A 25,867-nucleotide genomic window follows, 5' to 3' on the forward strand; every position below is an offset into this window, starting at 1 on the left:
TCCCAATGGACCAGTACAGATAGGGGGAAAATACAGGATTCAGCCGCTCAGAGGCAGTGTCTGTATGGATTTAATAAAGGTGGGTTGAATCTGTAATGGTTTTTGCCGATCGCCCATTCTTGTCACTCAAGGCAACACGCCACTGAGGGGCAACAAAATGAACGGCATGAGCGATGTGAGGCTGGCATTACACAGTCAGGAACTGGAAGCAGGGCAGCAGCGGGCACTGTCTGTGCTGACGAGTAACCGCTGGAGCCTGTTCTGGCATCGTCGCCATACCCGCAAGGCCCTGCTGACGCTGACCTGCGAGCAATTGCAGGATATCGGGCTGACTGTCGAACAGGCACGCCAGGAAGGCTTGAAGCCTTTCTGGCGCGGTTGATCACACCAGCTCTTTGAGGCGGTGCCAGAGCATCCCCAGCGCCAGAAGCGGCGAGCGCAGGTGCTTGCCGCCGGGGAAGGTGATGTGCGGCACCTTTGCGAACAGATCGAAACGCCCTTGCTGCTGGCCGCTGATGGCTTCGGCCAGCAGCTTGCCTGCCAGGTGCGTGGCGTTTAGGCCATGGCCCGCGTAGGCCTGGGCGTAATACACGTTGGGTTGATCCGCCAACCGGCCGATCTGCGGCAAGCGATTGGCGCCGATGCCGATCATGCCGCCCCACTGATAGTCGATTTTTGCGTCGGCCAACTGTGGGAATACCTGTAGCATTTTCGGTCGCATGTAGGCGCTGATGTCCTGGGGATCACGACCGGAGTAGTGGCACGCCCCCCCGAACAGCAGGCGACGGTCGGCGGACAGGCGGAAGTAGTCCACCGTCACTCGTTGGTCGCACACCGCCATGTTTTGCGGCAACAGGCTGGCGGCCTGAGCTTCGCTCAAAGGTTCGGTGGCGATGATGTAGCTTCCGGCGGGCAGCACTTTGCCGCTCAGGTGCGGGTTGAGGCCGTTGAGGTAGGCGTTGCAGGCCAGCACCAGAGTCTTGGCACGCACATGGCCGTGGGCGGTGTGCACCTTGACCTCGGGGCCGTAGTCGATGCGCGTCACTTCGGACTGCTCAAACAACTGCACGCCCAACCCCTGTGCGGCGGCCGCTTCGCCGAGCGCCAGGTTCAGCGGGTGCAGGTGGCCTGAACCCATGTCGATCATGCCGCCCACATAGCGGTCGGAACCGATCACACTGCCCATCTCGGCGGCTTGCAGCAGGCGCACCTCATGGCGATAGCCCAGGCTGCGCAGTTCTTCGGCGTCTTCGGCCAGGCCGTGCAGGTCACGAGGCCTGTTGGCAAGGTCGCAGTAGCCCCACGTAAGGTCGCAGGGGATCTGGTAGCGCTCGACACGCTCGCGCACGATCTCCACAGCCTCCAAGCCCATCAACTTCATCTCGCGCACGCCATCGGCGCCGATCACGTTGGTGAACTGGTCCAGGCCGTGGCCGACGCCGCGAATCAGTTGCCCGCCATTACGCCCGCTGGCGCCCCAGGCGATCTTGCGCGCTTCCAGCAACACCACGCGCAAGCCGCGCTCGGCCAGTTCCAGGGCGGTGTTTAGCCCGGAAAACCCCCCACCGATAACACACACGTCGGCAGTCACTTCGCCTGTCAACGCCGGGTAATCGGGTTGCGGCACGCTGCTGGCGGCGTAGTAGGAAGCGGTGTGCCGGGCGCTGGCGATCATGGGCAGAATCCCTGTTTGGAAAATTTGACGCAGGATACAACGGTCGGACGAAGCTGTCTGCGCAGGGCGTTTTGCGTCAGAATCCACGCCTATTTGCCGTTCGGTACGTGTTTCGATGAGTTGCAACAGTCAGAAAGTCAGCGCATTGCGCCGTCAGATTCCTTCGTTCGAGTGCGTCCCCGGTTGTCACGACTGCTGTGGGCCGGTGACCACATCGCCCGAGGAAATGTCGCGCCTGCCGCGTAAGACCGCCGCCGAGCAGGACGCGGCCATGGACGAACTGAACTGCGTGCACCTAGGGCCCAACGGCTGCACGGTGTATGACGAACGGCCGCTGATCTGCCGGTTGTTCGGTACCACCTCGACCTTGCCGTGCCCTAATGGGCGGCGGCCGGTGGAGCTGATTCATCCTCGGGTGGAGAAGCAAATCCATGAGTACATGGCGAGCACCCGGCAAGTACTCGTCTAGTGGGTGAGCTCGATCAAAATTGCGTCGGTTAGTCAGGAATCGGCAGGTTCAGGCTCTCTTTCACCTCCTCCATCACGATATAGCTCTTGGACTCCCGCACATGGGGCAGCTTGAGCAGAATGTCCCCCAGCAATTTGCGGTACGACGCCATCTCGGAAATCCGCGCTTTCACCAGGTAATCGAAGTCGCCGGACACCAGGTGGCATTCCAGCACATGGGGCAGTTTCAGTACGGCGCGGCGGAACTCTTCAAAGGTGTCGCCGGATTTGTAATCGAGGCTGATCTCGACAAATACCAGCAAACTGCCCTTCAAATGCTGGGGATTGAGCCGCGCGTTATAGCCCATGATGATCCCTTCACGCTCCAGCCGGCGGACCCGTTCGGTGCATGGCGTGGTCGACAACCCGACCTTTTCCCCCAGCTCTGTGAACGAGATACGCCCGTCGGTCTGCAGGATGCGCAGAATGTTGCGGTCGATCTTGTCCAGTTCCCGTTTGGTCTGGGTGTTGGTACGCATAGGGGATACGCCTCTGTGAAAAGGGTTTTTGCCGAGAATTGTCGCCAAATATAGGCATTTATATAGTGAAATGCACTGGTGATTGCTTTTTATACTGCGCCCATCATTGCTCGAATAACACACGTCAGCGGCTAAGCCCGCGATGAGGATATAAAAATGCGCGTTCTGGTCTTGGGTAGCGGCGTCATTGGTGTGACCAGTGCCTACTATTTGGCTCGGGCTGGCTTTGAAGTCGTTGTGGTCGACCGTCAGCCCGCTGCTGCCATGGAAACCAGTTTCGCCAACGCCGGCCAAGTGTCCCCAGGCTACGCTTCGCCATGGGCCGCGCCAGGTGTGCCGCTCAAGGCCATCAAATGGCTGCTGCAACGCCACGCACCGCTGGCGATCAAGGCCACGGCCGATATCGATCAATACCTGTGGATGGCGCAGATGCTGCGCAACTGCACCGCCAGCCGTTATGCGGTGAACAAGGAGCGCATGGTGCGCTTGTCGGAGTACAGCCGGGACTGCCTCGACGAATTGCGCGCCGAGACCGGCATTGCCTACGAAGGTCGCAGCCTGGGGACTACTCAACTGTTCCGCACTCAGGCCCAGTTGGATGGCGCTGCCAAAGACATCGCTGTATTGAAAGAATCCGGCGTGCCCTTCGAACTGCTCGACCGCGCCGGCATTGCCCGCGTTGAGCCGGCCCTGGCCAATGTCACCGATATCCTCGCAGGTGCCTTGCGCCTGCCGAACGACCAGACCGGCGACTGCCAGATGTTCACCACCCGCCTGGCCGAGATGTGCAAGCAGTTGGGCGTGGAGTTTCGTTTTGAACAGGACATCCAGCGCCTCGACCGCGCCGGTGACCGCATCAACGGCGTGTGGATCGACGGCAAGCTGGAAACCGCCGACCGCTATGTGCTCGCGCTCGGCAGCTACTCGCCGAAGCTGCTCAAACCGCTGGGAATCAAGGCGCCGGTTTACCCGCTCAAGGGCTACTCGCTGACAGTGCCGATCACTAACCCTGCGATGGCGCCGACTTCGACCATTCTTGACGAGACCTACAAGGTCGCGATCACCCGTTTCGACAACCGTATTCGCGTCGGAGGCATGGCTGAAATAGCCGGTTTTGACCTGTCGCTTAACCCGCGTCGGCGTGAAACCCTGGAGATGATCGTCAACGACCTTTATCCTCAGGGCGGCGATCTGGCAACCGCCGAGTTCTGGACCGGCCTGCGCCCGACTACACCCGACGGCACACCAATTGTCGGTGCCACCCCGTTCAAGAACCTGTTCCTGAACACCGGCCACGGCACCCTCGGTTGGACCATGGCCTGCGGTTCCGGTCGTTTGCTGGCTGATCTGATGGCTAAGAAAACCCCGCAGATCAGCGCCGCAGGCCTCGATATTTCCCGTTACGGCAACCACCAGGAGTCCGCACAACATGTCAATCCAGCGCCAGCTCACCAATGAGCGCATGAGCCAGATCGTAGTCCACAGCGGTACCGTGTATCTGGCCGGGCAAGTCGGCGACGACATGAACGCCGGGATTGAACAGCAGACCCGTGAAACCCTCGCCAATATCGAGCGTTTGCTGGACCTGGCCGGCACCGACAAGACCAAGCTGCTGTCGGTGACGATCTACCTGAAAGACATCGACGCCGATTTCGCCGGCATGAACGCGGTGTGGGACAAGTGGCTGCCAAAAGGCGTCGCTCCGGCCCGCGCCACTGTCGAGGCCAAATTGTGCGAACCAGAAATCCTGGTAGAGCTGTCCGTCGTGGCCGCGCTGCCTTAAACAACGATCCCTCTCCTGGTGCCGAAGCTGTTGGTCGGTACCGGTTTTTTCTTCACTTAGCCGCCTAGAAGCCTGCCGCCATGCGTCCTGCCCGTGCCCTGATCGACCTCCAAGCCCTGCGCCACAACTACCAACTGGCCCGTGAAATTACGGGGGCCAAGGCCCTTGCCGTGGTCAAGGCCGACGCCTACGGCCATGGTGCCGTGCGTGTGGTCCAGGCGCTGGAAGCCGAGGCAGATGGGTTTGCCGTGGCATGCATCGAGGAAGCCCTGGAGCTACGTGCCGCCGGTATTCGGGCGCCGGTGCTGCTGCTGGAAGGTTTCTTCGAAGCCGACGAGTTGCCGCTGATCATCGAGCATGATTTGTGGTGCGTAGTGCATTCTTTGTGGCAACTGGAGGCGATCGAACAGGCCAAACTGAGCAAACCCCTGACCATCTGGCTCAAGCTGGATTCGGGCATGCACCGCGTCGGCCTGCATCCAAAGGATTATCACGAGGCCTACCAGCGCCTGCTGGCCAGCGGAAAAGTCGCGAAAATCGTGTTGATGAGCCACTTTGCTCGCGCCGATGAACTCGATTGCGTCAGCAGCAACGAGCAAGTCGCGGTGTTTGAGGCGGCGCGCCAAGGCCTGGCGGCCGAGGTCAGCCTGCGCAATTCGCCGTCGGTGCTGGGCTGGCCGAGCATGACCAGCGACTGGGTGCGCCCCGGCATCATGCTTTATGGCGCGACGCCGTTTGGCGAAGACCACACCATCGCCGCACGTCTGCAGCCGGTGATGACCCTGGAATCGAAAGTGATCTGTGTACGCGAACTGCCGGCCGGCGAGCCAGTGGGCTACGGCGCCCGGTTTATCACGCCTAAACCGATGCGTATCGGCGTGGTTGCCATGGGTTATGCCGACGGCTACCCGCGCCACGCGCCTACCGGCACGCCTGTGTTGGTGGCGGGGCAGCGCAGCCAATTGCTGGGGCGCGTGTCCATGGACATGCTGTGCATCGATCTGACCGACGTCCCTGAGGCAGGTCTTGGCTCTACGGTGGAGCTGTGGGGCAAGAACATCCTCGCCAGTGACGTCGCGGTTGCCGCTGAGACCATTCCCTACCAGATCTTCTGCAACCTGCGCCGGGTGCCAAGGCTCTATTCCGGCGCTTGACGGTCAGGCACGAACACAGCTTCCTGGGATTTAGGCCCAAGTGTTGTAAATACTGAACGCTGTCGCCATGATAACGCTCAATTACAACAAAGCCTGAATCCTAGGAGGCTCCCGCATTGGACGTCGGCGAACGACTGCAATCCATCCGCAAGCTGAAGGGTCTTTCCCAGCGTGAACTCGCCAAGCGCGCGGGCGTCACCAACAGCACCATTTCGATGATCGAAAAAAATAGTGTCAGCCCCTCGATCAGCTCCTTGCGCAAGGTGCTGGGCGGCATCCCCATGTCCATGGTCGAGTTCTTTTCCGAAGAGATCCTCCAGGAAATACCGACACAGATCGTCTATAAAGCCAATGAGCTGATCGACATCTCTGACGGCGCCGTCACCATGAAACTGGTGGGTCGAGCGCACCCGAGCCGGGCCATCGCGTTTCTCAACGAGATCTACCCACCGGGCGCCGACACTGGCGAAGAAATGCTCACCCACGAAGGCGAAGAAACCGGGATTCTGGTGGAAGGTCGCCTTGAATTGGTGGTCGGTCTTGAAACTTTTGTGCTCGAAGCTGGCGATAGCTACTACTTTGAAAGTACCAAGCCCCATCGTTTTCGTAATCCGTTCGACGTACCGGCGCGACTAATCAGCGCAGCCACACCCGCGAACTTTTAAGAATAGAGGCGTCCTGCCAGCGTTGCAGAGACACCCGAGCTGTATTCCGCGAGGCTGAATCTCCCTTTATTTAATAGGGTTGTTTCGGCCCGGCGGGCTAACCGTTATACTTTCGCCGCCTGCGAAACCGTGGCCGCAGGCGTGAATAGCCACCATTGAGGGTGAACGCGTGAACCTAATTATGAAAATGCTGGCTGCACCAGCAACCGTACTGGCCCTATGGGCTGTGAGCGCACAAGCTGCGACCAATGATGACATTGCCAAGCGTCTGGAGCCGGTGGGCCAGGTCTGCGTCCAGGGCGAGGAATGCAAAGGCATGGAAGTCGCCGTGGCAGCGGGCGGCGGCGGCGGCGCGAAAACGCCGGATGACATCATCGCCAAACACTGCAACGCGTGCCACGGTACCGGCCTGCTGAACGCGCCGAAAATCGGCGACACCGCCGCCTGGAAAGAACGCGCCGACCACCAGGGCGGCCTCGACGGCATCCTGGCCAAGGCGATCACCGGCATCAACGCCATGCCACCTAAAGGCACCTGTGCTGATTGCTCGGATGAAGAGCTTAAAGGCGCGATCAAGAAGATGTCCGGCCTGTAACCTGCCGATCTTCGCCAAAAAAGCCGCTTACGAGCGGCTTTTTTGTGCCTGTGATTTACCCGTCGAGGCTGTTCTTTGCAGCAAAGACCCGGCAAGCTCGGTCCAACCCCTAATCATGGAATGTTCAGGAGGGTCGGATGGTGCAGTTGTGTTCAATCGAGCAAGCAGTTGACGACGTATTGGCGCGTTTGCCAGCGCATATTCACATGGGCATGCCGCTGGGCCTGGGCAAGCCCAATCTGTTCGTTAATGCGCTGTACCGGCGTATCGCCAAGCTGCCGGAGCGGGCGCTGACGATCTATACCGCGTTGAGCCTAGGCCGTCCGACAATGGGTGATGGCTTGCAGAAGCGCTTTCTTGAACCCTTTATCGAGCGGGTGTTTGGGGATTACCCGGAGTTGGAGTTTCTCGCCGCGCTGCATTCAGACAGCTTGCCGAAGAATATCCACGTGCAGCAGTTCTTCATGCAGCCCGGTAGTCTGCTGCACAGCACGTCGGCCCAGCAGGATTACGTCAGCAGCAACTACAGCCACGCCGCCCGCGATATCAACGCCGCTGGCCTGAACCTGGTGGCACAACTGGTCGCGAGCAGCGCGGAGCACCCGGACCGCCTGAGCCTGAGCTGCAACCCCGACATCACCCTCGACCTGCTGCCCATGATCGCCAAGCGCCGTGAAGCGGGCGAAACCGTTTTGATCGTTGGGCAGGTTCACACCGATTTGCCCTACATGCCCGGCGATTCCGAGTTGGGCATGGACGCGTTCGACTACCTGATCGATGCTAAGGACAGCACCACACTGTTCTCCACGCCGAACATGCCGGTGGGGTTTCAGGACCATTTCATCGGCCTGCATGCCAGCACTTTGGTGCGCGATGGCGGCACCTTGCAGATCGGTATTGGCTCCATGGGCGATGCGTTGACCGCCGCCTTGCTGGCGCGCCAAGCCGATAACGAAGCTTACCGCCTGCTGCTGACGGATCTGGATGTGTATCAGTGGGCACCGCTGATCAGCCATGAAGGCGGTGTCGATCCCTTTGCCCGTGGCCTTTACGGTTGCAGCGAAATGTTCGTCAACGGCCTGCTGGTGCTGGCGGATGCGGGGATTATCCGGCGCAAGGTCTACCCGGATGTGGCCACTCAGGAACAAGCCAACGCCGGTTTGCTGGACGATGCGGCGCAGCCCGATGGGGTATCAATCCACGGTGGCTTCTTCCTCGGGCCACGCAGTTTTTACCAGCGTTTGCAGGAAATGACCCACGCCAAACGCCTTGAATTCAACATGACCCGCATCAGCTATATCAACGAGCTGTACGGCCAGGAAGAACTCAAGCGTTTGCAGCGCCAGGATGCACGGTTTATCAACAGCGCGATCACGGTGACGTTGCTGGGCGCAGGCGTGGCCGACCAGTTGGAGGACGGCCGCGTGCTCAGCGGCGTGGGCGGGCAATACAACTTTGTGGCTCAGGGGCATGCGCTGGAAGGCGCGCGCTCCATCCTGATCCTGCGCAGTTGGCGTGAGTCGGCGGGGGAGGTCAGTTCCAATATCGTCTGGGAGTACGGACACTGCACCATTCCCCGGCACCTGCGGGACATCGTCATCACTGAGTACGGCATTGCCGACCTGCGCGGGCAGACGGATGCCAAGGTCATTGAGGCGTTGCTCAACATCACTGACTCACGCTTCCAGGCCGACTTGATTGAGCAGGCGCAAAAGGCTGGCAAGTTGCCCAAGGGTTTCCAGATGGATCCGCGCTTCACCGACAACACGCCGGAGCGGCTCCAGGGTATCCAGGCGCGGCATCGGCGTTTGTTCCCGGAGTATCCGCTGGGCAGCGATTTCACGGACGAAGAGCGGGATCTGTTGCGCGCATTGAACTGGCTCAAGAGCAAATTCAAGCTGACGGAAATTCTGGAGTTGGGCAAGGCGGCGCTGGATGCACCGGAGCCGGAGGCGTTTCCCGAGCACCTGAAACGGATGTGCCTGGATAAGCCGGAGGGGTTGAAGGAGGATCTGTATCAGCGCTTGTTACTCGCCGGCCTGCAGGCCACCGCGCACTAACAGACAAAAGAGGGCAAATGTGGGAGGGGACTTGCCCCCGATTGCGGTGTATCAGTCACCGAAAATATTGGCTGACCCACTGCTATCGGGAGCAAGCTCCCTCCCACATGTTGAGCGGTGTCGGCTTCAGATGAAGGTAACCACGCCACCGGCCAGCGATTTCACCCGCGCCAGCGACTCAACCCGATAACCCTGCGCATCCAGCTCTGCACGGCCACCCTGGAACGACTTCTCAATCACAATCCCCAAACCGGCAACGGTCGCACCGGCCTGCTTGATGATCGAAATCAGCGCCTGGGACGCCTTGCCGTTGGCCAGGAAGTCATCGATCACCAGTACACGGTCGCTGCTGGTCAGGTGACGCGGCGAGATGGCCACGGTGCTCTCGGTTTTCTTGGTGAAGGAATACACCGTTGCCGACAGCAGGTTTTCGGTCAGGGTCAGGGACTGCTGCTTGCGGGCGAAGATCACCGGCACGCCCAGGTTCAGGCCGGTCATGATCGCCGGCGCAATGCCCGAGGCCTCGATAGTGACGATCTTGGTGATGCCCGAGTCCTTGAACAGTGCGGCGAATTCATCACCAATCAGCTTCATCAGCGCCGGGTCGATCTGGTGGTTCAAAAAGGCGTCGACTTTGAGTACCTGATCGGAAAGCACGATGCCTTCTTCGCGAATTTTCTTGTGCAGTGCTTCCACGGAAAGCTTCCTCTAATGGCGCGGTCTGCGCCGAAAGTAGATTAAAAAGTAGTCGATTCTAGCGCTTTAACATCGCGCGTATGTCCGCCAGGGCGGTGTTGCCGCGTACGGCTTTCACCTCGGTCGGGGTGTCGTCATTGCCTTCCCAGGCCAGGTCATCCGGCGGCAGTTCATCCAGGAACCGGCTGGGGGCACAATCGATGATCTCGCCGTATTGCTTGCGCTTAGCGGCAAAGGTGAAGGCCAGGGTCTGACGCGCGCGGGTAATGCCCACGTAGGCCAGACGGCGTTCTTCCTCGATAGTGTCGGCTTCAATGCTGGAGCGGTGCGGGAGGATTTCTTCTTCCATCCCCATGATGAACACGTAGGGGAATTCCAAGCCCTTTGAGGCATGCAAGGTCATCATCTGCACACCTTCGGCGCCGTCTTCCTCTTCCTGCTGACGTTCGAGCATGTCGCGCAGTACCAGCTTGCCGATGGCGTCTTCGACGGTCATCTCGCCGTCTTCGTCTTTTTCCAGGGTGTTCTTCAGCGCTTCGATCAGGAACCAGACGTTGCCCATGCGGTAATCCGCAGCTTTGTCGCTGGAGCTGTTGGTGCGCAGCCAGTTTTCGTAGTCGATGTCCATGACCATGCTGCGCAGGGCGCTGATCGGGTCTTCGCCGGCGCACTGCTCGCGAACCTTGTCCATGAAGCGCTTGAAGCGCGCCAGGCGATCGGTGAAGCGCGTGTCCAAGTGCTCGCCCAGGCCGATCTCGTCGGTGGCGGCGTACATCGAAATCTTGCGTTCGGTCGCGTAGTTGCCGAGTTTTTCCAGGGTCGTCGAGCCGATTTCCCGGCGCGGCACGTTGATCACGCGCAGGAAGGCGTTGTCGTCGTCCGGGTTAACGATCAACCGGAAGTAGGCCATCAGGTCTTTCACTTCCTGGCGTCCGAAAAAGCTATTGCCCCCCGACAGACGATATGGAATCTGGTGGTGCTGCAACTTCAGCTCGATCAGCTTGGCCTGGTAGTTACCGCGATACAGGATCGCAAAGTCGCTGTAGGGCCGATCGGTACGCAGGTGCAATGTGAGCAGCTCGACGGCGACGCGCTCGGCTTCGGCGTCTTCGTTGCGGCAGCGGATTACGCGGATCTCATCGCCGTGGCCCATCTCACTCCACAGCTGTTTTTCAAACTCGTGGGGGTTGTTCGAGATCAGCACGTTGGCGCAGCGCAGGATGCGGCTGGTGGAGCGGTAGTTCTGCTCCAACATCACCACTTTCAAGGACGGGTAGTCGACCTTGAGCAGCATCAGGTTTTCCGGGCGGGCGCCGCGCCAGGCGTAGATCGACTGGTCATCGTCGCCCACCACGGTGAACTGGTTGCGCTTACCGATCAGCAACTTCACCAGCAAGTACTGGCTGGCGTTGGTGTCCTGGTATTCGTCCACCAGCAGGTAGCGCACCTTGTTCTGCCACTTTTCGAGGATGTCGGCGTGTTCCTGGAACAGCTTGACCGGCTGCAGGATCAGGTCGTCGAAGTCCACCGCATTGAACGCCTTGAGCGTGCGCTGGTAGTGGGTGTAGACGATGGCCGCGGTCTGTTCCTTGGGGTTGCGCGCGTTTTCCAGGGCCTCGGGGGGGAGGATCAGGTCGTTTTTCCAGGCGCCGATCATGTTTTTGATCTCGTCGACGCCGTCGTCGCCTGCGTATTCCTTCTGCATGATGTCGGTCATCAGGGCCTTGACGTCGGTCTCGTCAAAGATCGAGAAGCCCGGTTTGTAGCCCAGCCGAGCATGCTCCTTGCGGATGATGTTCAGCCCCAGGTTGTGGAAGGTACACACCGTGAGGCCACGGCCTTCGCCACCCTTGAGCAGGCTGCCGACGCGTTCTTTCATCTCGCGCGCGGCCTTGTTGGTAAAGGTCATGGCGACGATGTACTGGGCGCGGATGCCACAGCTCTGGATCAGGTGCGCGATCTTGCGGGTGATCACGCTGGTCTTGCCGGAGCCAGCACCGGCGAGCACCAATAGAGGGCCGCCGACGTAGTTCACGGCTTCTTGCTGCCGGGGATTGAGTCGGGACATACAGAATTCAGGGAGTCGTTGTTCAAAAGGGCGGGCATTTTAACAGGCTGGCAAGATTCTGCTGCTCTGGATCGACGGTGTGACGTACCACTCGATCTAAATTTGCCGGTTTTGCTACTTTGCCGCAGGATGTCGAGGCTTTTAGCGGTTAAAACAGCGACAAATGCTTACACCTGCGTATTTGATAACCCCTATCATTGGTCATTATCAGGCCGCACGTCATAATGCCCGCCGCCAACGAAACTTTGCAGAGTCTAGGGAGCTAGCTTGTCTACGCCTGTCGAACCCTTGCGTTTGCTGCTACTGGCCGATACGCCTGAGTGGGCAGCGTTGTTGCGCGAGTGCCTGGCGCCGATGGGCGATGGGGCTGTGCTGATCAGCGCGCCAAACTGGGACTCGGTAAGTCGTCTGTTCGAAGATGACACCAGCGCCGTGCTGTTGACCACGCCCAGCCTGCAACCCGGCCCTGGCCGTTGCAGCTTGTCGTGCGTAGTGTTGTTGGAGCAGGAACCGTTGGTTTCTCCGCTTGGCGTGAGTGATTGGCTGATCCGTGATGCATTGGACGCCGACACACTGCGCCGCTGCCTGCGCCATGTTCGTGAGCGCGGCTTGCTGGAAAACACCCTGCAACGCCTGGCCGAACAAGACCCGCTTACCGGTATCGCCAACCGCCAGGGCTTCCAGACCCTGCTGGCGGCGCGGCTCGCCGAGAACGAGGGCCGTGGCCTGGCCCTCGGTCACCTTGACCTCGACAACTTCCGCCACGCCAACGATGCCCTCGGCCACCAGGCTGGCGACCGTTTGATCCTGCAAGTGGTCTCGCGGCTCAAGAGCCAGCTCGAAATCGGCGACCAATTGGCACGCCTGGGCAGCGACGAGTTCGCTTTGCTGATTGATACCCGCCGCGCACCCCAGCGTGCAGAGTGGATGGCCGAGCGCATCACCGAAGCCATGGCCGAACCGTATTGGGTGGATGGCGAAAGCCTGCTGATCGGTTGCAGCCTGGGCGTGGCCCATGCCCGCGCCCGCGCTGGCGCCGACCCATTGATGTGGCACGCCCATATCGCCATGCAGCAAGCCAAGAGCACTCAAGGCTGCACCTTCCATATCTTCAACGAGCGCATCAACCGCAACGCGCGCAGCCTGGCCGACCTGGAAAGTGAACTGCGCCGCGCCTTGCGCCGGGATGAGTTGGAGCTGCACTACCAGCCGCGCCTGGACCTGGATGACGGCCACATTGTCGGCCTCGAAGCCCTGGTGCGCTGGCGCCACGGCGAGCGCGGCCTATTGCCGCCCAGCGAATTCGTCCCCCTGGCCGAACAGAGCGGCCTGATCGTGCCGTTGGGCTACTGGGTGATCTCCCGCGCCCTACGCGATATGCAGGACCTACGCGAGCGCGGCCTGCCGCCGTTGCACATGGCGGTCAACCTGTCGTTCCGCCAGTTTCAGGACAGTCAGTTGCTCTCTACCCTCAGCCGGCTGATTGCCGAGCGCGGTGTGGAAGCGCAATGGCTGGAGTTCGAGCTGACCGAAACTGCCGTGATGCGCCGCAGCGATCTGGTCAAACAGACCATGGATGCCCTCGGGCGGCTGGGTGTGCGGTTTTCTTTGGATGACTTCGGCACCGGTTTCTCGTCGTTCGTGCACCTCAACAGCTTGCCGATTGCCTTGTTGAAAATCGATAAGAGCTTTGTCGGTGGCATGGAAGAGCGCGAAGAGAATCGCAAGCTGGTGCACGCGATGATCAATCTGGCGCACAACCTGAATCTGGAAGTGGTGGCTGAGGGCGTGGAGACTCCGGAGCAGTTGGCGCTGCTGAGGCTGTTTGGCTGCGATCAGGCTCAGGGTTACTTGATCAGCAAGCCGCTACCGTTGCCGGAGTTGGTGGAATACCTGACATTCGGCAAGGGCCAGCAGACGCTCGCTGGCGAAGTGTTCTAATCCGGCTGAGTGGCCCGGAACCCTTGGCGGGTTTCGGGTACTGCACCTTCCTGGCCAATCATGCGCTTCATCTTCGCTTCAAACGCCCAAGTCAGGCTGACTGCCGCACACGCCAGCCCCAGCGCCAATCCCCACCACACGCCGGTCGGCCCCCAGCCTAGGGTGAAAGCCATCAACCACGCCGAAGGCGCGCCGATTAACCAGTAGCAACCCAGGCCCACCAGGAAGGTGGTCTTGGCATCCTTGAGCCCACGGATGCAGCCCATGGCGATGGTCTGGACGCCATCAAACAGCTCGAACCAGGCCGCGACGGCCAGCAGGCTGACGGCAAGCACGATCACCTCGTGGAATGCCGGGTCGTCATGGTCGAGGAACAGGCCGATCAGCGGGTCGGAAAACAGCCACAACACTACGGCAAATCCCAGCATCACCGCCGCGCCAAAACTGATGCCGACACGACCGGCCATGCGCGCTTGCAGCAACTGCCCGGCGCCATAGTGCTGGCCGATGCGCATGGTCACCGCATAGGACATGCCCGCTGGCACCATGAACGCCACCGAGACGATTTGCAGGGCAATCTGATGCGCCGCCAATTGCGTACTCCCCATGGTGCCCATGCATAGCGCGGCGAAGGCAAACAGCCCGACTTCTACTGCATAGGTGCCGCCAATCGGCAGGCCCAGACGCCACAACTCGCGCAAGTACTGGGTGTTGAGGCGCAGCAGGCCGGCGCTCAGCGGGTAAGCGGCGTAAGCGCGGTTGCTGCGGATGTACCACATCAGCGTCAGGGCCATGCCATTGGCGACGATGGCAGTGACCAGGCCAATGCCCATCAAGCCGAGCTTCGGCAGGCCGAACATACCTTCGATCAAGGCGTGGTTGAGCAGGTAGTTCAGCACCGTGCCGCCGAGGCTGATCACCATCACCGGAGTGGCTTTGCCAATGGCGCTGGTGAAGCCGCGCAAGGCCATGAAACTCAGGTAGCCGGGCAGGGCGAACGGCAGCATGGTCAGGAATTGCCCCGCCGACTGCACATTGGTATCAGTCTGGCCGAACATCAGCAGCACCGGCTTCAAGTTCCATAACAGCAGCGCGGCCGCCAAGGCCATCAGCCAGGCGAGCCAGAGCCCGGCCTGGGTCAGGCGAGTGGCACCTTCGATGTCGCCAGCGCCGTGACGGATTGCCACCAAGGTGCCCACGGCGGCAATCACTCCGATGCAGAAGATCGACACGAACGAATAGCTCGCTGCGCCCAGGCCACCACCGGCCAGCGCTTCAGGGCTCAGGCGAGCCATCATCAAAGTGTCGGTCAGTACCATCAGCATGTGCGCCAACTGTGAGGCAATCAACGGCCCAGACAGCCGCAGAATGGCCCAGAGTTCGTTACGCGCTGGATGCTGCATGATCATCACACTCAGAAAGTCAGAGGGTTGGAGAGGGTTGGATTCTCGGCCCTCTCAGCTCATTGCACAAAGGGATAAAAGCGATCATCTACATGATTAAAACTCATGCCTGACTGATTCTGGTACGGTTTCGGCATCCTGCTGTCGGAGCTTTCCTCATGTCTCGTCGTCTTCCTCCTCTTTATGCCTTGCGTGCATTTGAAGCGGCCTCCCGGCATAACTCCTTTACCCGCGCCGCCGAGGAACTGTCGATTACCCAAAGTGCGGTGAGCCGACATATCCGCACGCTGGAAGAGCATTTCGCCTGTCGCCTCTTCCAGCGCAGCGGCCGTAACCTACAGCTCACGGAAGCGGCGCGCCTGCTGTTGCCCGGTGTGCGCGAGGGGTTCGCGGCGCTGGAGCGGGCCTGCCATACCCTGAACGCCGAAGATGACATCCTGCGCATGAAAGCGCCGTCGACCCTGACTATGCGGTGGTTGTTGGCGCGCCTCAGTCGCTTCCGCGCATTACAGCCAGGCAATGAAGTGCAATTGACCAGCGCCTGGATGAATGTGGATGAAGTGGATTTCAACCAGGAGCCGTTCGACTGTGCGGTGCTGTTGAGCTACGGGCACTTTCCGGCGGATTGGGAGGCCAGCTATTTGTTTCCTGAGCTGTTGATACCGGTGGGCGCGCCGAATCTGTTGGACGATGGGCCATGGGATGTAAATCGACTCGCCGGTGCCGAGTTGCTGCACCCCACGCCCGACCGCAGGGACTGGCGCAATTGGCTGGAGCGCATGGGGCTTTCGAATCAGGTTTCGCTCAAGGGTGGGCAGGTGTTCGATACCCTGGAGCTGGGCATGATCGCCGCCGCTCGCGGTTATGGCGTCTCCATGGGCGATCTGCTGATGGTGGCCGAGGATGTGGCGCAGGGACGTTTAAGCTTGCCGTTGCCGACGGCGGTAGCGAGCAGGGAAAATTACTATTTGGTGTGGCCGAAAACCCGTCCGGGCGGCGAGCGCTTGCGACGCTTGGCGGATTTCCTCCAGAGCGAAGTGCAGGCCATGGTTTTGCCCGATGTCGAACGGCTTGATTGAATAATTCTGGCTCTATCACGCAACCGTTTGCGTGATACCCCTGCGATTCGCTCAAGTATTGCAAAGCGCCGCCGAAGTAGGGGTGTTGGAACCATCGTGCACCAACGTTTCCCACCAGATAATTTGCCGAGCAGCGCTATGAGATCAGGATGATCCTGGCCTCGGCCAGGAGCTTTCATGTCTCAACCTCGCGCCCGGATCGCCTCGCAGTTAGGTCTTGCATTAGCCGTGATTTTGGCTGTCGTCATCAGCGGCAGTACTGTTTTCGCCTTGCGTTCCCTTGACTCCGCCAACCTCGATACCCGCGAGGAACACTTGGCCAGCGAGGCACGACTGCTGGCCGACCAACTCAATACCTTCCACAGCACGCTGCGCGAGAGCACCCAGCGTCTGACCGGATTGTTTGAAAAGCGCTTCAGCGCCGGGTTGCGTGTGCAGGCTGATCAAATGGTCGCGGTGGCTGGGGTCCAGACGCCGAGCCTGTTGCTGGGCAGCGAAGTGCTCAATAACAACTTCACTGAAGTCGATGAGTTCAAGCAGATGTCCGGCGGCGTGGCCACGGTGTTCGTGCGCAGCGGCGACGACTTTGTGCGCGTCAGCACTTCCCTGACCAAGCAGGACGGCAGCCGCGCCATCGGCACTGTGCTTGACCGCCAGGGTCCGGCTTACCAGCGCGTGCTCGGTGGTCAGGCGTATATCGGCCGCGCGGTGTTGTTCGATCGCTCCTACATGACCCAATACAGTCCCGTACGAGACAGCAGCGGCAAAGTGATCGCTGTGTTGTTCATCGGCTTTGACTACACCGACGCCCAGGCCGCGCAGTTTGAGAACCTCAAGCGCTTCCGCATCGGTCAGACCGGCTCCCTGGCGTTGCTCGACGAGCAGAAGCGTTGGCTGGTACCGCCCGCGGGTGTGCAGGCCTTGGACCAGTCGGTTGCGGTGATGCTGGACCTGGCCAAGACCCCAGGCAAAGGCCGCTTCTGGAGCGATAAGAACGAAGACTTCTACAGTGTTTCGGTACCGTTCGACGGCGGTCCTTGGGCCGTCGTCGCGAGCATGCCGAAAGCTGAAATCCGTGCAGTGACCTGGGCGGTCGGTATTCGCCTGGTGATCGGCAGCATACTGGCGATGTTGCTGGCGGTAGGCGCCACGGTCTGGTTGCTGCGCAGCAAACTGCAGCCGCTGAGTGATCTGGTGCGCCAGGCCGAAGCCTTGGGCGCGGGGGACTTGAGTGCGCGCCTCAACGTGTCCAGCCATGATGAAATCGGCCAACTGGCCCGTAGCTTCAACCAGATGGGTGAAGCGCTTTCGACCATGGTTTCCCATATCCGCAAGGCGGCCGAAGAGGTCAACAGCCGTGCACAGGCACTGTCCGGGTTATCCGGCGGGGCCTATGACGGCATGGAGCAGCAGTCTGGCGAAATCACCAGCATGGCTGGTGCGGTGGAAGAGTTCAGCGCCACTTCGCTGAATATCGCCGACAACATGGGCAACACCGAGCGTCTGGCTCAAGAGAATGCCCAGCAAACCCGCATCGGCCGCACCTCGATGCAGGAGGCGTCGTCGTCGCTGGAACATATCGCGACCGCGCTGAATAGCACGGCCACGGTGATCAATACCCTGGGCCAGCGCTCCCAGGAAATCGGCGGCATCGTCGGTGTGATCACCTCCATCGCCGAACAGACCAACCTGCTGGCACTGAACGCCGCCATCGAGGCTGCTCGCGCAGGTGAACAGGGCCGTGGGTTTGCCGTGGTCGCTGACGAAGTGCGTAACCTGGCCTCGCGTACCCGCGAAGCCACCGATGAAATTTCCGGGATGATCCAGAGCATTCAGCGGGAAACCGGCAACGCCATCAGCACCATGGAGCACGGCAACACGCTGATGCAGGAAGGCCTGTCGCGTAACGCCGACGTGGCGTCGGCCCTGGCACGTATCGACGAGCAGAGCCGTTCGGCCGGTCAGCAGTTCGCGGCGATCACCACGGCGACTCAGGAGCAGAGCAGCACCGCGACATTGCTCAGCAGCAATTTGCAGAGCATCGCACTGGCCAACAGCGAGCAGCGGGAAGTGGTGTCGAACCTAGCGATTACGGCCAAGGAGCTCGAGACGTTGGCGGCGGGCTTGCGTCATGAGGTGGATCGCTTTCGCTGAGGCTCAATTGAGGGAGGCCGGACGGTACTGCAAGGCCTCCTTCAAATGGTCCCGCGTGATGGCATCCACCTGATCCAGGTCCGCCAATGTGCGTGACACTTTGAGCAGCCGATGAGCCGCACGCAGCGACAACGTCAGTCGCTCGCAGGCGCTTTCCAGCCAGCCTTCATCGGCTTTCAAAAGTTGGCAGTGCTCACGCAGCCTCGGCAGATCAAGAAAGGCGTTGGCACAGCCTTGGCGCTGTTGCTGGCGCTCCCGAGCCTCGGCCACCAGGGCTGAAGCCGTTGCCGTCGTATCTCCAACCTGCAGGGTTGGATTCAGCGCAGTTGTTTCCCGCGCCACGGTGAGGTGCAAGTCAATCCGATCCAGCAACGGTCCAGACAGCTTATTGCGATACCGCTGGACCTGCTCCGGCGTACAGCGACAACGCCCAGTGGGTTCGCCCATATACCCGCAAGGGCAGGGGTTCATCGCTGCCACCAGTTGAAAACGCGCTGGGAAACTCACACGGTCGCGGGCACGGGAAATCACGATATGCCCTGACTCCAATGGCTCACGCAAAACCTCCAGCACCTTGCGATCAAACTCCGGTAATTCATCCAGGAAAAGCACGCCATGATGCGCCATGGTGATTTCCCCAGGCTGCGGTTTCGATCCACCGCCCACCAGTGCGGGCCCTGACGCAGAGTGGTGCGGCTGACGAAACGGCCGGTGCGGCCAATGGCTCAGCGGTGCGAGGCTGACCACCGACTGAATTGCCGCCACTTCCAGGGCCTCCTGCTCGCTCAGCGGAGGCAGCAAACCGGGCAAGCGGCTGGCAAGCAAGGTCTTGCCGGTGCCCGGTGGCCCGCTGAACAGAAGGTTATGTGCGCCCGCTGCTGCAATCAACAACGCCCGCTTGGCGGAGAGTTGGCCTTGCACTTCGCTCAAATCCGGGTAGGGCTTGTTCAGGTACAACAAACCATCGGATTTATAGGGCTCAATCGGCACTTGTCCGTTGAGGTGCGCCACAACCTGCAGCAAGTGATCCACGGCAATCACCTTCAGCCCCGACGCCAGGCAAGCTTCCTCTGCATTCGCCCGCGGCACTATCACGGTGCGCCCAGCCTTGCGCGCCGCCAAAGCGGCTGGCAACACACCTTTGACCGCACGCACTTCGCCGGACAACGCCAACTCACCCAGGCATTCAATGTCATCGAGCATCAACGCTGGCACCTGCACACTGGCGGCGAGGATCCCCAGTGCAATCGCCAAATCAAAACGCCCGCCGTCCTTGGGCAGGTCGGCGGGCGCGAGGTTGAGCGTGATGCGGCGCGAGGGGTATTGCAGGGCGGAGTTGAGGATGGCGCTGCGTACTCGGTCCTTGCTTTCCTTGACGGCGGTTTCGGGAAGGCCCACCAGCGTGAGGGACGGGAGACCGTTGGCCATGTGCACTTCGACGGTGACGGCTGGGGCTTCTACGCCGATCTGGGCGCGGCTGTGGACGATGGCGAGGGACATGCTCGTTCCTTGAAAGAGAGGCCGCTTCCTGCGGGTTTTTCAAGGGTAGACGAGGGGTGGGGCTAGCGAGGGAGGGAGGTTTTACAGAACGTATCCAGAGAACGACGCAGAACAAATGTGGGAAGGGGCTCGCCCCCGATAGCAGTGGGTCAGTTGATAAATATGTCACTGACCCACCGCCATCGGGAGCAAGCCCCCTCCCACATTTTGGCTTAGTTGCGTCAGTTACTCGGCCGTTGGGGTTAGCCGCGCTTCCAGTTCAGCCACCTTCGCCTCCAGGCTCTCCAGCCGCGCACGCGTGCGGGCCAGCACCACCATTTGGCTATCAAACTCTTCCCGGCTCACCAGGTCGAGCTTGCTGAAACCGCTTTGCAGCAAGGCCTTGAACTGGCTTTCGATTTCATTGCGGGGCAGAGGGGTTTCGCCGCTGAACAGGCGAGAGGCGTGGCCGCTCAGGGCGTCGAGTAGGTCTTTGGGCGCGAGCATGGGAAATATTCCGGAAACTGTTGGCGGGCAGTGTATCACGCAGCGTCTATAGTCTTTTTCGCGGCCTGCAGCGCACGCTTTTCGCGCATCGGGCTGTGCGACGGCGCACTGTTTTCGTGCGCATTGCAGCTGCCAAATAGTCCTGTGGGTGAGGTTAAGTGGGCAAAGGACTGATTTCAGTGATTTTTACGGAGCTGGCAAGGTTTCTGCTTAGACGATCATGACCCATGCACTGATGCAGTCGCTGTGACGAATGCAGTGCGCCGACGGATCAGGGGTACAGGTTTCGTCACCAGTGGTTCGCTGGCGTCGCGAAGGCAACTGCCCTTGCGACGATGCGTTACAAAGCCAGGCACTGCGCTTAGACTTGAGACGGGTTTGTTTTCCTGGGGCAAGTCCACCAATTCGGGAGAGAGTTTTCATGAAGCTAGTCACTGCCATCATCAAGCCGTTCAAGTTGGACGATGTACGCGAGTCGCTGTCCGAGATCGGCGTGCAGGGCATTACCGTTACTGAGGTCAAGGGCTTCGGTCGGCAGAAGGGTCACACCGAGCTGTATCGCGGCGCGGAATACGTAGTCGATTTCCTGCCGAAGGTGAAGATTGATGTCGCCATTGACGACAAGGATCTTGACCGGGTTATCGAAGCGATAACCAAGGCCGCCAACACCGGCAAGATCGGTGACGGCAAGATCTTCGTGGTCAATCTGGAACAGGCTATTCGCATCCGTACCGGCGAAACCGATACCGACGCAATCTAAGCCGCCAAACCCCAACGCCCCAGGAGAAAACAATATGACTCTGCGTAAATTCGCAGGGCTCGGAGCCCTGTTGTCCATCGTAATGCCAAGCCTGGCCATGGCGGCAGACGAAGTGGCTGCTCCAGTCCTCAACTCTGGCGACACCGCCTGGATGCTGACCGCCACCGCACTGGTGCTGTTCATGACCATTCCCGGCCTGGCGCTGTTCTACGGCGGCATGGTCCGCTCCAAAAATATTCTGTCGGTGATGATGCAGTGCTTCGCCATCACTGGCCTGATCAGCATCCTGTGGGTCGTCTACGGCTACAGCATTGCGTTCGATACCACCGGTATGGAACAGGGTGTGGTCAACTTCAATTCCTTCTTCGGCGGCATGGGCAAGGCGTTCCTGGCGGGTGTGACCCCAGCCAGCATCACCGGGCCTGCGGCGTTGTTCCCGGAAGCGGTGTTCATCACCTTCCAGATGACCTTCGCCATCATCACCCCGGCGCTGATCGTCGGTGCCTTCGCTGAGCGTATGAAATTCTCTGCGATGCTGATCTTCATGGGTATCTGGTTCACCCTGGTTTATGCGCCAATCGCGCACATGGTCTGGAGCGGCAACGGCGGCCTGATGTGGGACTGGGGCGTGCTGGACTTTGCCGGCGGCACCGTGGTGCACATCAACGCCGGTGTGGCTGGGCTGGTGGCGTGCATCGTGCTCGGCAAGCGTAAAGGCTTCCCTACCACCCCGATGGCACCGCACAACCTGGGTTACACCCTGGTGGGCGCGGCAATGCTGTGGATCGGTTGGTTCGGCTTCAACGCCGGCTCCGCTGCTGCGGCCAACGGCACTGCTGGCATGGCGATGCTGGTCACTCAGATCGCTACCGCTGCTGCGGCGTTGGGCTGGATGTTCGCCGAGTGGATCACTCACGGCAAGCCAAGTGCACTGGGCATCGCCTCGGGCGTAGTCGCTGGTCTGGTAGCTGTAACACCAGCCGCCGGCACCGTTGGCCCGATGGGCGCTCTGGTAATCGGCCTGGTGGCCGGTGTGGTCTGCTTCTTCTGCGCGACCAGCCTCAAGCGTAAGCTGGGCTACGACGACTCCCTGGACGCATTCGGCGTGCACGGTATCGGCGGCATCGTCGGTGCGATCCTCACAGGTGTATTCGCAGCCCCTGCTTTGGGCGGCTTCGGCACCGTCACTGATATCGCGGCTCAAGTCTGGATCCAGTGCAAGGGTGTTGGCTTCACCGTGATCTACACGGCGATCGTCACCTACGTCATCCTCAAGGTGCTCGACATGGTCATTGGCCTGCGTGTTACCGAAGAGGAAGAGGCTGTCGGCCTCGACCTGGCGCAACACAACGAACGCGGCTACAACTTGTAAGTGCGCGTAAAAAAAATGCCCGGCTTGCCGGGCATTTTTTTGCCTGGTGTTTGTCAGTCGTAAGACGCTGTGCCGGTTTTTGCGCAAAGTTTGTGATCGGCCGCACACGGCACTTTTCAGTGTGCGAATGTCTTACAGGCACGTAGGCGTATTCGGCACTTTGTTTTTTCCCAGAGCGCGCTAGAATGCGCGCCGATGGGCGGAGAACTCTATGTGGCAACAGACCCTGATTACCCTGCGGGCCAAGCCCCGGGGCTTTCACTTGGTGACCGATGAGTTGCTTGCCGGCTTGCCTGAATTGAAGGCGTGTCGTGTGGGCCTGTTACACCTGTGGTTGCAGCACACCTCGGCTTCTCTGACCGTCAACGAGAATGCCGATCCGGCGGTTCGCCGTGACTTCGAACGTTTCTTCAACTTGCTGGTGCCGCAAGGCCGTGCCGGGTTCGAACACAATGACGAAGGTCCGGATGATCTGCCGGCGCACTTCAAGGCCAGTCTCCTGGGCTGCCAGCTGAGTTTGCCGGTCAAGGCCGGCCGCTTGGCGATGGGTACCTGGCAAGGTGTTTATCTGGGCGAGCACCGTGATCATGGCGGTGCTCGTAAAGTCCTCGCCACCTTGCACGGTGACGGGGCGTAAGCCACTGGTTATCCAGTGGATGTTGATTTTTCCCTGGCGGCCTCGACAGAGGGCGAAGCTGGGCTATAACTAATCTGCTTTTCGCAAGTCATGAGGTAGAACATGAGCGACGATGATCTGGAAAACGACGAACTCGAAGTAGGTGACGAAGACGACACCGAAGAAGGTCTTGAAGCTGCAGCGGAAGACGTTGCGGACGACGATGGTGGCGATGATGCGCCTGCCCCTGCGGCCAAAGGCAAAGCCAAGGCAGCTGTTTCGGTAGATGAATTGCCGAGCGTTGAGGCCAAGAACAAAGAGCGCGATGCTCTGGCCCGTGCGATGGAAGAATTCCTCGCTAAAGGCGGCAGAGTGCAGGAAGTCGAGGCTAACGTGGTGGCAGACCCACCCAAGAAGCCGGATAACAAGTACGGCAGCCGACCTATCTGAGGTCAGTCACCTGCTTGTAAGAAAAAGCCCGCCGTCGCTGCGGGCTTTTTCATGCTTGCTGATTTATTTGAGCTTCGTGGTGATCCCCATATTGGGATCTCTAGTACTACTGCCACTTGCGGAGTAATTCCGGCAGCTCCGTAAGGCTACGAATCTCCGCGTCGGGGCGTTTATCCCCCTCCCACACCTTGGCGCTGGGGTTAAACCACACGGCCCGCAGCCCCGCCTGCTGCGCCCCAGCAATGTCGTCCCCGGGATGGTCGCCAACATGCACCGCTGCGCTGGCATCCACTCCGCCGCGTTGCAGTGCTTCCTGGAACAGCCGCGCATCCGGCTTGGCAATACCAATATCTTCAGCGCGCAGCGCAAAGTGAAAGTAGTCAGCCAGGCCCACACGCTGCACATCGGCATTGCCATTGGTGATCACACCCAGCAGAAAGTGCTGGCGCAGCGCTTGCAACATCGGCTCGGCTTCAGGGAAGGGAGTGAGCTGATGACGGGCGTGAATGAACGCCTCGAAGCACACGTCTGCCATTTCCGTGGCTTGCGGCTGTGGATATCCGGCCTCCTCGAAGGCGTGCATCAGCACCCGGTGGCGCAACACGCTGATGCGGTGTTTGAGCTCCGGATGACGCTGCAGCACCTGTTGGCGCAGGCTGGCGAAATGCTCCAGTGGCAGGTCGCCGACGTTGGGGGCATGCACGACCAGCCATTCGCGCATCGACGCTTCGGCGCTGATGATGACGGGTACGTTGTCCCAGAGCGTGTCGTCTAGGTCGAAGGTGATCAGCTTGATACTCATGAGTCGCCGCCCTTGATGCGTTTGGCCCGTGGATGGGCGCTGTCGTACACCGTTGCCAGGTGTTGGAAGTCCAGATGGGTGTAGATCTGCGTGGTCTTGATATCTGAGTGGCCCAGCAACTCCTGCACGGCGCGCAGATCCTGGGACGATTCCAGCATATGGCTGGCAAAGGAGTGCCGCAGCATATGCGGGTGCAGGTTTTGACCCAGTTCGCGCTCCCCGGCGGCTTTGACCCGCACCTGAATAGCCCGCGGCCCCAGTCGCCGGCCTTGCTGGCTGATAAACACGGCGTCGTCCGCCGGGTTGGCCAACGCCCGCAGCGGAAGCCAGAGTTGCAGGGCTTCGCGGGCCTTCCTGCCCACCGGCAGCACGCGTGTTTTGCTGCCTTTGCCGAGTACTTGCACCAGGCCGTCTGCCAGGTCCAATTGGTCTAGGTTCAGGCCGGTGAGTTCCGACAGGCGCAGGCCCGAGGAATAGAAAAGCTCCAGGATCGCCTGGTCGCGGTGGGCGAGGAAGTCATCCTCTACGGCGCCATCGAGCAATTGCAGGGCGCGGTCGGTGTCCAGGGTCTTGGGCAGGCGCCGTTCGCCCTTGGGCGGAGACAGGCCGTTGGCCGGGTCGTGGTCGCACAGGCCTTCGCGGTTGAGGTAGTGATAGAGCCCGCGCACAGCCGACAGCAGGCGAGCCAGGCTGCGCGAGGATTGGCCCGTCTGGTGCAAGCGCGCGATCAGGCTGCGCAGGCTTTGGATATCCAAGGCCTTCCAACTGGTGACCTGCTGTTTTTCGCAGTAGGCCAGGACTTTGTTCAAGTCCCGCCGGTAGGCTTCCAGTGTGTGGGGCGACACCTGGCGCTCGTTGCGCAGGTGAGCGCAGTAAGCGTCCAGTTGCCGTTCCATGGCTAGCGCACCGCGCGCAGGGCGGTGGTGAAGCGCGGCAGGACGCGGCCCAACACTTCGGCGATATAGGTCAGGAACAGCGTGCCCACCGAGCTTTTGTAGTGCGCAGGATCACGGCTGGCGATAGCCAGCACGCCATGCAAGCCTTGATGGCTGAGGGCGACCACAGCTGTGGAGCCGATCTCCTTGAGCTGTTCGGGACCAAACAGGAAGTCCAGCTCATGCTCGCGCAAGGTGCCGCTGATGGTCTTGCCTTCGGACAACAGGCCGCCAATCGCGGTCTGTGCGTCGCTGCCGCTGACCCAGCGGCCTACAGGCATCGGGTTGTCGCTGAATAGGATCAGGCTGACAAATGGCACTTGGAAGTCCTGGCGCAGGCTGTCTTCCACGGCGATCACGGTTTCTTCCAGGCTGGTGGCGTCCATCAGCGCAAGGATCAGGCGACGGGTTTTGTCGAAAAGGCGGTCGTTGTCGCGGGCGACGTCCATCAAGTGCGAGAGCTTATGACGCATCTCGATATTGCGCTCGCGCAGGATCTTCATCTGTCGCTCCACCAGCGACACGGTGTCGCCGCGCTGGTGGGGGATGCGCAGCGCCGGCAGCAGTTCTTCGTGCTCGACGAAGAAATCCGGATTCGCCTCAAGGTACGCCGCGACAGCAGCGGCCTCCAGACTTTCGCTCGGGGTTGCGGGTGCGGGTACTTGAGGCTTATCGGTCATTAGCTTG

25 protein-coding genes are annotated in these 25,867 nt (G+C 60.5%); 15 read left to right on the forward strand and 10 right to left on the reverse strand.

Going from position 1 to position 25,867, the window contains the following annotated elements; all coding sequences use genetic code 11:
• Positions 1 to 157 precede the first annotated feature (157 nt).
• A complete protein-coding gene (locus ACKZ62_RS00230) occupies positions 158 to 382 on the forward strand; it encodes a YjiS-like domain-containing protein (RefSeq protein ID WP_122681917.1) in 225 nt (74 codons plus the stop codon).
• On the opposite strand, the gene ACKZ62_RS00235 is transcribed toward ACKZ62_RS00230, so the two are convergent.
• The gene (locus tag ACKZ62_RS00235; protein WP_447096191.1) at positions 383 to 1,675 is read right to left on the reverse strand and encodes an NAD(P)/FAD-dependent oxidoreductase; all 1,293 of its coding nucleotides are present in this window, start codon (positions 1,673 to 1,675) and stop codon (positions 383 to 385) included.
• A 115-nt stretch (positions 1,676 to 1,790) separates the two neighbouring features.
• On the opposite strand from ACKZ62_RS00235, the gene ACKZ62_RS00240 reads away from it, so the two are divergent.
• Positions 1,791 to 2,144 carry a YkgJ family cysteine cluster protein gene (locus tag ACKZ62_RS00240; protein WP_032884386.1) on the forward strand — a complete coding sequence of 118 codons (354 nt, stop codon included), beginning with the start codon at positions 1,791 to 1,793 and terminating at the stop codon, positions 2,142 to 2,144.
• A 28-nt stretch (positions 2,145 to 2,172) separates the two neighbouring features.
• On the opposite strand, the gene ACKZ62_RS00245 is transcribed toward ACKZ62_RS00240, so the two are convergent.
• Complete coding sequence (locus ACKZ62_RS00245) at positions 2,173 to 2,661, reverse strand: Lrp/AsnC ligand binding domain-containing protein (RefSeq protein ID WP_003176896.1); 489 nt, start codon at positions 2,659 to 2,661, stop codon at positions 2,173 to 2,175.
• 156 nt (positions 2,662 to 2,817) lie between these two features.
• On the opposite strand from ACKZ62_RS00245, the gene dadA reads away from it, so the two are divergent.
• The 6 genes from dadA to ACKZ62_RS00275 all read left to right on the forward strand — a co-directional run bounded on the left by dadA (position 2,818) and on the right by ACKZ62_RS00275 (position 8,918).
• Positions 2,818 to 4,119 (forward strand): D-amino acid dehydrogenase, encoded by a 1,302-nt coding sequence (dadA, locus tag ACKZ62_RS00250; protein ID WP_032884384.1) that lies wholly within the window; start codon positions 2,818 to 2,820, stop codon positions 4,117 to 4,119.
• Positions 4,091 to 4,444: a RidA family protein gene (locus ACKZ62_RS00255; protein WP_017135862.1), complete on the forward strand. Its 354-nt coding sequence runs from the start codon at positions 4,091 to 4,093 to the stop codon at positions 4,442 to 4,444. The genes dadA and ACKZ62_RS00255 overlap by 29 nt, the downstream gene beginning before the upstream one ends.
• 80 nt (positions 4,445 to 4,524) lie before the next feature.
• Positions 4,525 to 5,598 carry an alanine racemase gene (gene alr / locus ACKZ62_RS00260; RefSeq protein ID WP_447096192.1) on the forward strand — a complete coding sequence of 358 codons (1,074 nt, stop codon included), beginning with the start codon at positions 4,525 to 4,527 and terminating at the stop codon, positions 5,596 to 5,598.
• Between the two features lie 116 nt (positions 5,599 to 5,714).
• Entirely contained in the window at positions 5,715 to 6,263 is a 549-nt protein-coding gene (locus ACKZ62_RS00265) for a cupin domain-containing protein (protein WP_003176893.1), read from the forward strand.
• A 181-nt stretch (positions 6,264 to 6,444) separates the two neighbouring features.
• Positions 6,445 to 6,858 carry a c-type cytochrome gene (locus tag ACKZ62_RS00270; RefSeq protein WP_032884380.1) on the forward strand — a complete coding sequence of 138 codons (414 nt, stop codon included), beginning with the start codon at positions 6,445 to 6,447 and terminating at the stop codon, positions 6,856 to 6,858.
• Between the two features lie 137 nt (positions 6,859 to 6,995).
• On the forward strand, positions 6,996 to 8,918 hold the full coding sequence (locus ACKZ62_RS00275; RefSeq protein WP_447096193.1) for an acetyl-CoA hydrolase/transferase C-terminal domain-containing protein: 1,923 nt from the start codon (positions 6,996 to 6,998) through the stop codon (positions 8,916 to 8,918).
• Positions 8,919 to 9,044: 126 nt separating this feature from the next.
• On the opposite strand, the gene ACKZ62_RS00280 is transcribed toward ACKZ62_RS00275, so the two are convergent.
• Complete coding sequence (locus ACKZ62_RS00280; RefSeq protein ID WP_003176890.1) at positions 9,045 to 9,614, reverse strand: xanthine phosphoribosyltransferase; 570 nt, start codon at positions 9,612 to 9,614, stop codon at positions 9,045 to 9,047.
• Between the two features lie 58 nt (positions 9,615 to 9,672).
• Positions 9,673 to 11,682, reverse strand: a complete 2,010-nt coding sequence (gene rep, locus ACKZ62_RS00285; RefSeq protein WP_095185200.1) for a DNA helicase Rep — start codon at positions 11,680 to 11,682, stop codon at positions 9,673 to 9,675.
• A 267-nt stretch (positions 11,683 to 11,949) separates the two neighbouring features.
• Here rep and ACKZ62_RS00290 point away from each other — a divergent pair, with 267 nt between their 5' ends.
• On the forward strand, positions 11,950 to 13,623 hold the full coding sequence (locus tag ACKZ62_RS00290) for a putative bifunctional diguanylate cyclase/phosphodiesterase (RefSeq protein WP_032884377.1): 1,674 nt from the start codon (positions 11,950 to 11,952) through the stop codon (positions 13,621 to 13,623).
• Here ACKZ62_RS00290 and ACKZ62_RS00295 read toward each other — a convergent pair.
• Entirely contained in the window at positions 13,620 to 15,032 is a 1,413-nt protein-coding gene (locus tag ACKZ62_RS00295) for a NorM family multidrug efflux MATE transporter (protein ID WP_447096194.1), read from the reverse strand. The two genes, ACKZ62_RS00290 and ACKZ62_RS00295, sit on opposite strands and share 4 nt — an antisense overlap.
• Before the next feature lie 152 nt (positions 15,033 to 15,184).
• Between ACKZ62_RS00295 and ACKZ62_RS00300 the strand changes: the two genes are divergently transcribed.
• Positions 15,185 to 16,105, forward strand: a complete 921-nt coding sequence (locus ACKZ62_RS00300; protein ID WP_032884375.1) for a LysR substrate-binding domain-containing protein — start codon at positions 15,185 to 15,187, stop codon at positions 16,103 to 16,105.
• Positions 16,106 to 16,282: 177 nt separating this feature from the next.
• On the forward strand, positions 16,283 to 18,259 hold the full coding sequence (locus tag ACKZ62_RS00305) for a methyl-accepting chemotaxis protein (protein ID WP_099601749.1): 1,977 nt from the start codon (positions 16,283 to 16,285) through the stop codon (positions 18,257 to 18,259).
• 3 nt (positions 18,260 to 18,262) lie between these two features.
• On the opposite strand, the gene ACKZ62_RS00310 is transcribed toward ACKZ62_RS00305, so the two are convergent.
• Both ACKZ62_RS00310 and ACKZ62_RS00315 read right to left on the reverse strand, forming a co-directional pair.
• Positions 18,263 to 19,759 carry a YifB family Mg chelatase-like AAA ATPase gene (locus ACKZ62_RS00310; protein WP_447096195.1) on the reverse strand — a complete coding sequence of 499 codons (1,497 nt, stop codon included), beginning with the start codon at positions 19,757 to 19,759 and terminating at the stop codon, positions 18,263 to 18,265.
• Between the two features lie 225 nt (positions 19,760 to 19,984).
• Positions 19,985 to 20,245: an accessory factor UbiK family protein gene (locus ACKZ62_RS00315; protein ID WP_095185195.1), complete on the reverse strand. Its 261-nt coding sequence runs from the start codon at positions 20,243 to 20,245 to the stop codon at positions 19,985 to 19,987.
• A 421-nt stretch (positions 20,246 to 20,666) separates the two neighbouring features.
• Here ACKZ62_RS00315 and glnK point away from each other — a divergent pair, with 421 nt between their 5' ends.
• The 4 genes from glnK to sutA all read left to right on the forward strand — a co-directional run bounded on the left by glnK (position 20,667) and on the right by sutA (position 23,443).
• The gene (gene glnK / locus ACKZ62_RS00320; protein ID WP_002555808.1) at positions 20,667 to 21,005 is read left to right on the forward strand and encodes a P-II family nitrogen regulator; all 339 of its coding nucleotides are present in this window, start codon (positions 20,667 to 20,669) and stop codon (positions 21,003 to 21,005) included.
• Between the two features lie 34 nt (positions 21,006 to 21,039).
• The gene (locus ACKZ62_RS00325; RefSeq protein ID WP_032884369.1) at positions 21,040 to 22,377 is read left to right on the forward strand and encodes an ammonium transporter; all 1,338 of its coding nucleotides are present in this window, start codon (positions 21,040 to 21,042) and stop codon (positions 22,375 to 22,377) included.
• A 211-nt stretch (positions 22,378 to 22,588) separates the two neighbouring features.
• Positions 22,589 to 23,014 (forward strand): secondary thiamine-phosphate synthase enzyme YjbQ, encoded by a 426-nt coding sequence (locus ACKZ62_RS00330; protein WP_032884368.1) that lies wholly within the window; start codon positions 22,589 to 22,591, stop codon positions 23,012 to 23,014.
• Between the two features lie 102 nt (positions 23,015 to 23,116).
• The gene (gene sutA, locus ACKZ62_RS00335; protein WP_032884367.1) at positions 23,117 to 23,443 is read left to right on the forward strand and encodes a dormancy-specific transcriptional regulator SutA; all 327 of its coding nucleotides are present in this window, start codon (positions 23,117 to 23,119) and stop codon (positions 23,441 to 23,443) included.
• 106 nt (positions 23,444 to 23,549) lie between these two features.
• Here sutA and ACKZ62_RS00340 read toward each other — a convergent pair whose 3' ends face one another.
• From ACKZ62_RS00340 to ACKZ62_RS00350, 3 genes are read right to left on the reverse strand one after another with little or no spacing between them, the layout of a single operon-like run.
• Positions 23,550 to 24,245 (reverse strand): HAD family hydrolase, encoded by a 696-nt coding sequence (locus tag ACKZ62_RS00340; RefSeq protein WP_032884366.1) that lies wholly within the window; start codon positions 24,243 to 24,245, stop codon positions 23,550 to 23,552.
• On the reverse strand, positions 24,242 to 25,141 hold the full coding sequence (gene xerC / locus ACKZ62_RS00345; RefSeq protein ID WP_032884365.1) for a tyrosine recombinase XerC: 900 nt from the start codon (positions 25,139 to 25,141) through the stop codon (positions 24,242 to 24,244). The genes ACKZ62_RS00340 and xerC overlap by 4 nt, the downstream gene beginning before the upstream one ends.
• Before the next feature lie 2 nt (positions 25,142 to 25,143).
• Complete coding sequence (locus ACKZ62_RS00350; protein ID WP_032884363.1) at positions 25,144 to 25,860, reverse strand: DUF484 family protein; 717 nt, start codon at positions 25,858 to 25,860, stop codon at positions 25,144 to 25,146.
• Positions 25,861 to 25,867: the final 7 nt, after the last annotated feature.

This window comes from Pseudomonas sivasensis (assembly GCF_052938085.1).